The sequence below is a fragment of the Priestia sp. VA7 genome (genome assembly GCF_055710015.1).
The window spans coordinates 1-205 of the sequence record NZ_JBVQPN010000090.1 but is presented as its reverse complement, the minus strand read 5'-3'; the positions used below and the strand labels follow the sequence as shown (position 1 = coordinate 205).

The 205-nt window shown below is 46.3% G+C and carries 1 rRNA gene; it reads left to right on the top strand.

What is annotated here, in order from left to right:
• Nucleotides 1-138: 138 nt before the first annotated feature.
• Nucleotides 139-205, top strand: a 5S ribosomal RNA gene (gene rrf / locus AC0C45_RS30355); the annotation flags it as partial.

Here is a 205-nt window from a genome sequence, read left to right as displayed (position 1 = left end):
CAGGTTGATAGGTCAGAGGTGGAAGCGTGGCGACATGTGTAGCTGACTGATACTAATCGATCGAGGACTTAACCAAACTTTAAAAGCGTAAGCTTTACTCAGCAAACTGTTATCTAGTTTTGAGAGAGCAATCTCTTGTCTGGTGGCGATAGCGAAGAGGTCACACCCGTTCCCATACCGAACACGGAAGTTAAGCTCTTTAGCG